Genomic DNA, 6,502 nt, shown 5'->3' with positions numbered 1-6,502 from the left:
CGAATACATCACAGGACCGCACCTATTACTACGAGGTCTTCCCTTCAAACAACCTGGAACTGGGATTATGGATGGAGTCTGAACGGATGCTGCATCCCATCATAGACCAAACCGGGGTAGATACCCAGCAGGAGGTAGTGAAAGAGGAAAAGCGCCTTCGTTATGATAACTCTCCCTACGGACAGCTCCTGCCTGTATTAGGAAAAAATCTGTTTAAAGTTCACCCATATAAGGACCCTAATATTGGCTATATGGAGGATCTGGATGCTGCAACACTGGAAGACGTAATTGCTTACAATAAGAAATATTACGTCCCCAACAATGCAGTACTTGTTGTGGCCGGGGATATTGATATCCCGAAAACCAAAAAAATGGTTGCCGATTATTTCGCAGAGATCCCCAGAGGGGGCGACATTTCCCGAAACTATCCTTTGGAGGAACCCATTACAGAGGAGATTCGAAGCAAGGCCTACGATAAGAATATTCAGATCCCGGCCTCTATGATCGCGTATCGCACACCTGGATTCCGCCAGCGGGATGCTTATGTGCTGGATATGATTTCCTCCTACCTCAGCGATGGAAAGAGCTCCAAGTTGTACAAAAAAATGGTGGACGACCAAAAGCAAGCCCTGCAGGTAGGTGCCTTTAATATTGGTCAGGAAGACTACGGTATGTACATAGTTTTCGCCCTGCCCGTTGGGGAAACCTCCCTGGAGACCCTCGTAACGGAAATGGAGGAAGAAATTGCCTTAGTACGAGATCAGATGATTTCGGAAAGGGATTACCAAAAACTGCAGAACAAGTTTGAAAACCGTTATGTGAATTCCAATTCCAGCATACAGGGGATTGCTAATTCCCTTGCACGGTATTACATGCTTTATGGCGATACCGAACTGATCAATAAGGAAATCGATATTTACCGGTCCATTACCCGTGAAGAGATTCAAACGGTAGCCGAAAAATATCTGAAACCCAACCAAAGGGTGGTAATTGATTATTTACCTGAAGAAAAAATGGAAAACTAATATGAAAAAGATATATCTGACTTTTGTTTTAGCGCTGGCAGCCATCGGGATGCACGCGCAGGTAGACCGGAGCCAAATGCCCGAACCAGGGCCAGCTCCCGAAATCAATCTGGAAGAGCCACAACGCTTCGAATTGAATAACGGACTGAAGGTACTCGTGGTAGAAAACCATAAACTTCCCCGGGTATCCATTCAGCTCACGCTAGACAATCCCCCAATCCTTGAAGGGGAAAAAGCAGGGGTGTCCAGTTTAACCGGAAGCCTTCTGGGTAATGGGTCTACGAACATCCCCAAGGACGATTTCAATGAGGAAGTTGATTTCCTGGGGGCCAACATTAATTTTGGATCTCAAAGTGCCTTTGCCAGTTCCTTGTCCAAATACTTCCCCCGTATCCTTGAGCTGATGGCCGATGCTGCCATTAACCCTAATTTCACCCAGGAGGAGTTCGACAAGGAAAAGGACAAGTTGATCACCGGATTGAAAACCCAGGAAAAAGACGTGTCCGCCATCGCCGGCAGGGTGCGTTCCGCACTTGCATACGGCACAAACCATCCTTATGGGGAATTCCTAACAGAGGAAAGTGTAAACAAGGTTACCCTGGTGGATGTCCAAAATTTTTATCGCAATTATTTTGTGCCCGCCAATGCCTACATGGTAGTGATTGGGGATGTTGAGTTTGACCAGGTAATGGAACTCGTAACTGAATATTTCACACCCTGGACCAAAGCAGCGCCGCTTTCTTTGGGATATTCGGATCCAAAAGATGCCCAGTATACTCAGATCAATTTCGTTGATGTCCCTAACGCCGTGCAATCTGAAATTGCTGTTCAGAACCTGGTAAACCTCAAAATGAAAGATCCGGATTACCTTTCGGCTTTGGTGGCCAACCAGATCCTTGGAGGTGGTGGTGAAGCCAGACTGTTTCTTAACCTTCGGGAGGATAAAGGGTATACTTATGGGTCTTATTCGCGTCTCGGAAGTAACAAATGGGTACCTGCTACCTTTACAGCCACGGCCAGTGTACGCAACATGGTAACAGACAGTTCCGTGGTTGAGATCCTGAAAGAAGTAGACCGCATCATCAAAGAGCCGGTGAGTGAAACCGAGCTTAAAAATACCAAGGCAAAGTACGTGGGGAATTTTGTGCGAGCATTGGAACGTCCGTCTACTATTGCCCGCTACGCCCTGAATATCGAGACTCAGGACCTGCCCAAGGACTTTTACAAGACCTACCTGGAGCGCATCAACGCCATTACTGTGGAGGATGTTCAAAACGCGGCCCAAAAGTATTTTAATTCAAAAAATGCGAGGATCGTAGTGGCCGGGAAAGGTAGCGACGTACTGGAAAATCTGGAGAAGGTCACCTTTAATGGAAAGAAAGTGCCCATCCTGTATTACGACAAGTACGCTAACAAAAGTGACAAACCCGACTACAGTGCGAGCATTCCTGAAGGGATGACCGTGCAGGCAGTGGTAGACAAATACTTCGAAGCCATTGGAGGTAAAGACAAGGTAGCCCAGATACAGTCCTTAAAGTTGGTTTACGAAGGAGAGGTCATGGGGACCAAACTGAAAGTAGAGGAAAAGCGGACAGTTGATAGGTACGCTCAAACTACTTACATGAACGATGCACCCATGATGGGGGTAATTGCCAAGGGAGATGAACTCTACATGAAACAGGGTGCCAACAAGGTACCCCTGCCCCCACAGATGCAAGAGGACATGAAAAATGCCTTGGGAATATTCCCTGAGCAGAGTTTTGTGGCCAGTGGCAAGGCAAAACTCGCCGGCACAGAAGACGTGGATGGCAAGGAGACGGTAAAAATTGAAGTCGCCGGGGATGTGGTTCAGGCGACCTATTTCTATGATGTTGCCACCGGACTGAAGGTAAAAGAAACTTCAGTGATCAATATGAATGGGCAGACCCAAAACCAGGAAGTACTTTACGCTGATTACCAGGAAGTGGATGGTATAAAATTTCCTGGGACCCGGATAGGCACTATGGGACCTCAGAAAGTTGAAAGTAAATTACTGGAAGCAGTCATCAACATCGAAGTGAAGGACGCAGACTTTGAATAAGGAAATCTTGTAATTCAATAAATAGAGCGCCTCAGTTTTGGGGCGCTTTTTTCTTGTTGACCAGGTACACCCCTATCAGAATTACCAACGCTGCCAGGAGCTGTACCAGCGTAAAGCGTTCCCCGTCAACTATCCCCCAAAATACCCCTACAATAGGGATTAAATAAGTGACCGATACGGAAAAAACCGGGGAAGAAATTTGTATTAGTCGGTTGAACATCACCTTAGCCACACAAGTACCAAGCAAACTTAAAATCGCCAAATAACCTACCGAGCTTAAAAATTTTGGAGAAGCGGTAACTTCCTCGCCCAGTGCTCCTGAAAAGAGTAAGACTACGGTGGCAGGAAGGATCATAACGGCAAAATTCCCGACGGCGATGCCTAAGGGCGAGACTTCTTGAAGTTTGCCCTTAATGATATTAGCGTTTAAAGCGTAGCAAATAGTGGCTATGATGACCAGACCGGCATACCAGTAATTCTGGTCGGGATTAATATCTGCCCCAAGGAAGATCAGCAGGGAGGCACCGATTAGCCCAACAATCACCCCGATCAACTGATTGGACGAAAAACGGATCCGAAAAGCCAGGTAACCTATAAAAATGGTGAACAGGGGTACACAAGAATTCAGTATGGACGCAATACCACTATCTATTTCCGTTTGGGCGAAGGCAAACAGGAAGACCGGAAAAAAGCTGCCAAGTAGCCCGGATGCTGCCACCCACTTCCATTCCTCCCGCGATATGCCCCTAAGGGTCCTGAATCCAATGAGAAAAAGAAAAACAGTGGTGATGACAATACGTACCGAGCCCATCTGAATTGGATTAAAGCCCTCCAGACTTTTTTTGATAAGGATGTAGGAGGTGCCCCAGATCAGGGATAGGGTAATGAGATAAAACCATTTCCGGCTTACATCACTCATGTTTATAATTTTCCGCAAAAGTGACATAATTTAGGAACAAAACGGGTCCTTAATTCGTAATTTTGGGTTTTATTTAACCCAGTTATGCGCACACGTATTTTTTCAACGCTTATCATTGGTCTGGCACTCATGGCATCCTGTAATGGGCCAACCAAGATGGAAGAGGTGATGGCCATCCACGATGAAGTAATGCCCGAAATGGGCACCATCAGTAAATTGGTTGCAGAATTAAAGCCTATGGTGGATTCCACGGCTGCAGGTCAGGAATATGAAAAGGCCATGAAAGACCTTCAGGCAGCCCACAAATCCATGATGGACTGGATGGGAGGGTTTGGTGACAGGTTCGACTATGAGGAGATCATGGAAGGCAAGGCCCTGACTAAAGAAAAACAAAAGTGGCTTCTTGAAGAGGAAGAAAAAGTGAAGGCCATGCGGGACAAGGTAAATTCCAGTATTACCCGGGCCAGGGCCCTGCTAGAAAAAGACTAAAAGGGCAGGTTCCCAAGGTCTACATTTCCTCCGGAAATTACGATCCCCGTATTCTTTTCCTGAAAACGATTTTTTTCCCTGAGCACTGCGGCAAGGGCTACCGCGCTCGAAGGCTCCACCACGATTTTCATGCGTTCCCAGATGAGTTTCATGGCGGTAACTATTTCTTCTTCTGTAACCCGGACGATGTCATCAACGTACTTTCGAATGATGGGAAAAGTATTGTCTCCAAGTACTGTTTTCAGACCGTCTGCAATGGTGTTTGTGGTTGCATTGGATTCAATCACCCCGGAATGGAAAGAGCGATACGCATCATCTACTTCAAAGGGTTCTCCCCCTATAACCTTGCAGTCCTTACCGAAGTAGTGCGCTGCCAGTGCTGAGCCCGCGATCAATCCGCCGCCCCCTACAGGAGTCACGATATAATCCAGGTTCGGATAATCTTCAAGCAATTCGAGGGCTGCTGTGCCCTGGCCCAGGATAACATCGGGGTCATTAGAAGGGTGCATCAGGGTAGCCCCGGTTTCCCGCGCTATGCGGTTGGCTTCTTTTTCACGAGACGCAATAGTGGGTTCACATAAAACGATATGGCCTCCATAGGCTTTTACCCCTTCCATTTTTACCCTGGGGGCATTGGAAGGCATCACAATATGCGCGGTCACACCAAGGTTGCCAGCAGCCAAAGCCAAGGCCTGGGCAAAGTTACCTGATGAGTGGGTTACCACCCCTTTCTTGCGCTTTTCCGCTGGGAGCTGCAGAATGGCATTCGTAGCCCCCCTGATCTTGTAGGCCCCCATACGCTGAAAATTTTCACACTTAAAAAACAAGGCCGTCCCCGCCAGTTCATCAATTAAACGGGAAGTAAGTACAGGAGTCCGATGGATATATGGTGTTATCCTTATATGGGTATCTATCAGTGCTTGTTTGTCCATGCTACAGCTGCCTTATTGCCTGAGTTGCAATTATGTTATTGGCATTCTATGGTCTCCATGATCCTTCGGATATCCTGCTGTAAATAAACCGCAGCGGGATAGATAGAATCATAATTGGGTTTGGCATAAAAGTAAAGGGATCCCGTTACAAAATGCCGCGTGCTGTCTGTTACATAGAATTGCGCCTGGGAGGCCGCATCACCCCGGACCTCGTAAAACATCCCATAGACCGCATCATCATTATTTATAAAGGGCTGTTCAGTTATATTATCTGCTTTTACCACGTGCTCATAAGACAGTTTTTGGGCATCCGAGAGCAGGGCCTTTAAGTCATTATTAACCGGCTTGTAGGTGATGTAGATGGCAGCCCTTAGCAAGGGATAATCCAGAGTAATGGAGTTTTTTTCCTCTTTAACCTCAGACAGGGTATTTCGCTCGAAAAGGAATTCAGGGGTGTTCACTATGATCCGTTTGGCCTCCGGATAGTCAAGCCGAAGCATTGCCTTGGGTTTGGGGAGGGTTTCCTCTCCACAAGAACTGACAAAAATCAAAACCAGAACCAAAATATAACCACTAAGTCGCATGGGGTAAGGTGACTTTTATTTGTTTCAATCTTTTTTTATCCAGGCTTTCCACCAGGAACTGATATTCCTTAAAGCGAACGGTTTCGCCCCTCTTTGGAAAACTGCCGGAGATTTCCAGCACAAAGCCTGCTATGGTTTCAGACTCTCCCTTTTGTTCCTCAAAATCTTCCTCATCTTCAATGTGGGCAACCCGGTAGAAATCCTTGAGGGTCGTTTTGCCTTCAAAGACATAGGTATGATCATCTAATTTGGAAAATATGAGGTCCTCATCGTCAAATTCGTCGCTAATGTCCCCTACAATCTCTTCAATAATGTCCTCTAAGGTTACGATACCGGATGTGCCTCCATATTCATCCACCACAACAGCCAGATGGTTTTTCTTGTCCTGAAACTCCAGCAGCAGGTCGTCCAGTTTCTTGTTTTCCGGGACAAAGTAAGGCTCCCTGATCAGGGAGGTCCAGTTAAACGATTTA

At 46.6% G+C, this 6,502-nt stretch carries 7 protein-coding genes; 3 read left to right on the top strand and 4 right to left on the bottom strand.

Annotation, left to right across the window (positions count from 1 at the left end; all coding sequences use genetic code 11):
- Positions 1–1,025 (top strand): M16 family metallopeptidase (locus AC4E7D_RS02570; protein ID WP_490172244.1); only part of this gene is annotated, 1,025 nt, incomplete at its 5' end.
- A gap of 1 nt (position 1,026) precedes the next feature.
- The gene (locus tag AC4E7D_RS02565; RefSeq protein WP_490172243.1) at positions 1,027–3,105 is read left to right on the top strand and encodes an insulinase family protein; all 2,079 of its coding nucleotides are present in this window, start codon (positions 1,027–1,029) and stop codon (positions 3,103–3,105) included.
- Positions 3,106–3,136: 31 nt separating this feature from the next.
- Here AC4E7D_RS02565 and AC4E7D_RS02560 read toward each other — a convergent pair whose 3' ends face one another.
- Complete coding sequence (locus AC4E7D_RS02560) at positions 3,137–4,024, bottom strand: DMT family transporter (RefSeq protein ID WP_490172242.1); 888 nt, start codon at positions 4,022–4,024, stop codon at positions 3,137–3,139.
- A gap of 84 nt (positions 4,025–4,108) precedes the next feature.
- On the opposite strand from AC4E7D_RS02560, the gene AC4E7D_RS02555 reads away from it, so the two are divergent.
- Positions 4,109–4,513 carry a hypothetical protein gene (locus AC4E7D_RS02555; protein WP_490172241.1) on the top strand — a complete coding sequence of 135 codons (405 nt, stop codon included), beginning with the start codon at positions 4,109–4,111 and terminating at the stop codon, positions 4,511–4,513.
- On the opposite strand, the gene AC4E7D_RS02550 is transcribed toward AC4E7D_RS02555, so the two are convergent.
- The 3 genes from AC4E7D_RS02550 to AC4E7D_RS02540 form a co-directional block, all read right to left on the bottom strand.
- Positions 4,510–5,445, bottom strand: coding sequence for a pyridoxal-phosphate dependent enzyme (locus AC4E7D_RS02550; RefSeq protein WP_490172240.1), 936 nt, complete (start codon positions 5,443–5,445; stop codon positions 4,510–4,512). The two genes, AC4E7D_RS02555 and AC4E7D_RS02550, sit on opposite strands and share 4 nt — an antisense overlap.
- 35 nt (positions 5,446–5,480) lie before the next feature.
- Positions 5,481–6,029 (bottom strand): gliding motility lipoprotein GldD, encoded by a 549-nt coding sequence (gene gldD, locus AC4E7D_RS02545; RefSeq protein ID WP_490172239.1) that lies wholly within the window; start codon positions 6,027–6,029, stop codon positions 5,481–5,483.
- Positions 6,019–6,502: transporter associated domain-containing protein (locus AC4E7D_RS02540; RefSeq protein WP_490172238.1), on the bottom strand; the 484-nt coding region annotated here is incomplete at its 5' end. The genes AC4E7D_RS02540 and gldD, both read right to left, overlap by 11 nt.

The sequence above is a fragment of the Lentiprolixibacter sp. genome, assembly GCF_982873095.1.
This window is presented reverse-complemented; position numbering and strand designations above follow the sequence as displayed.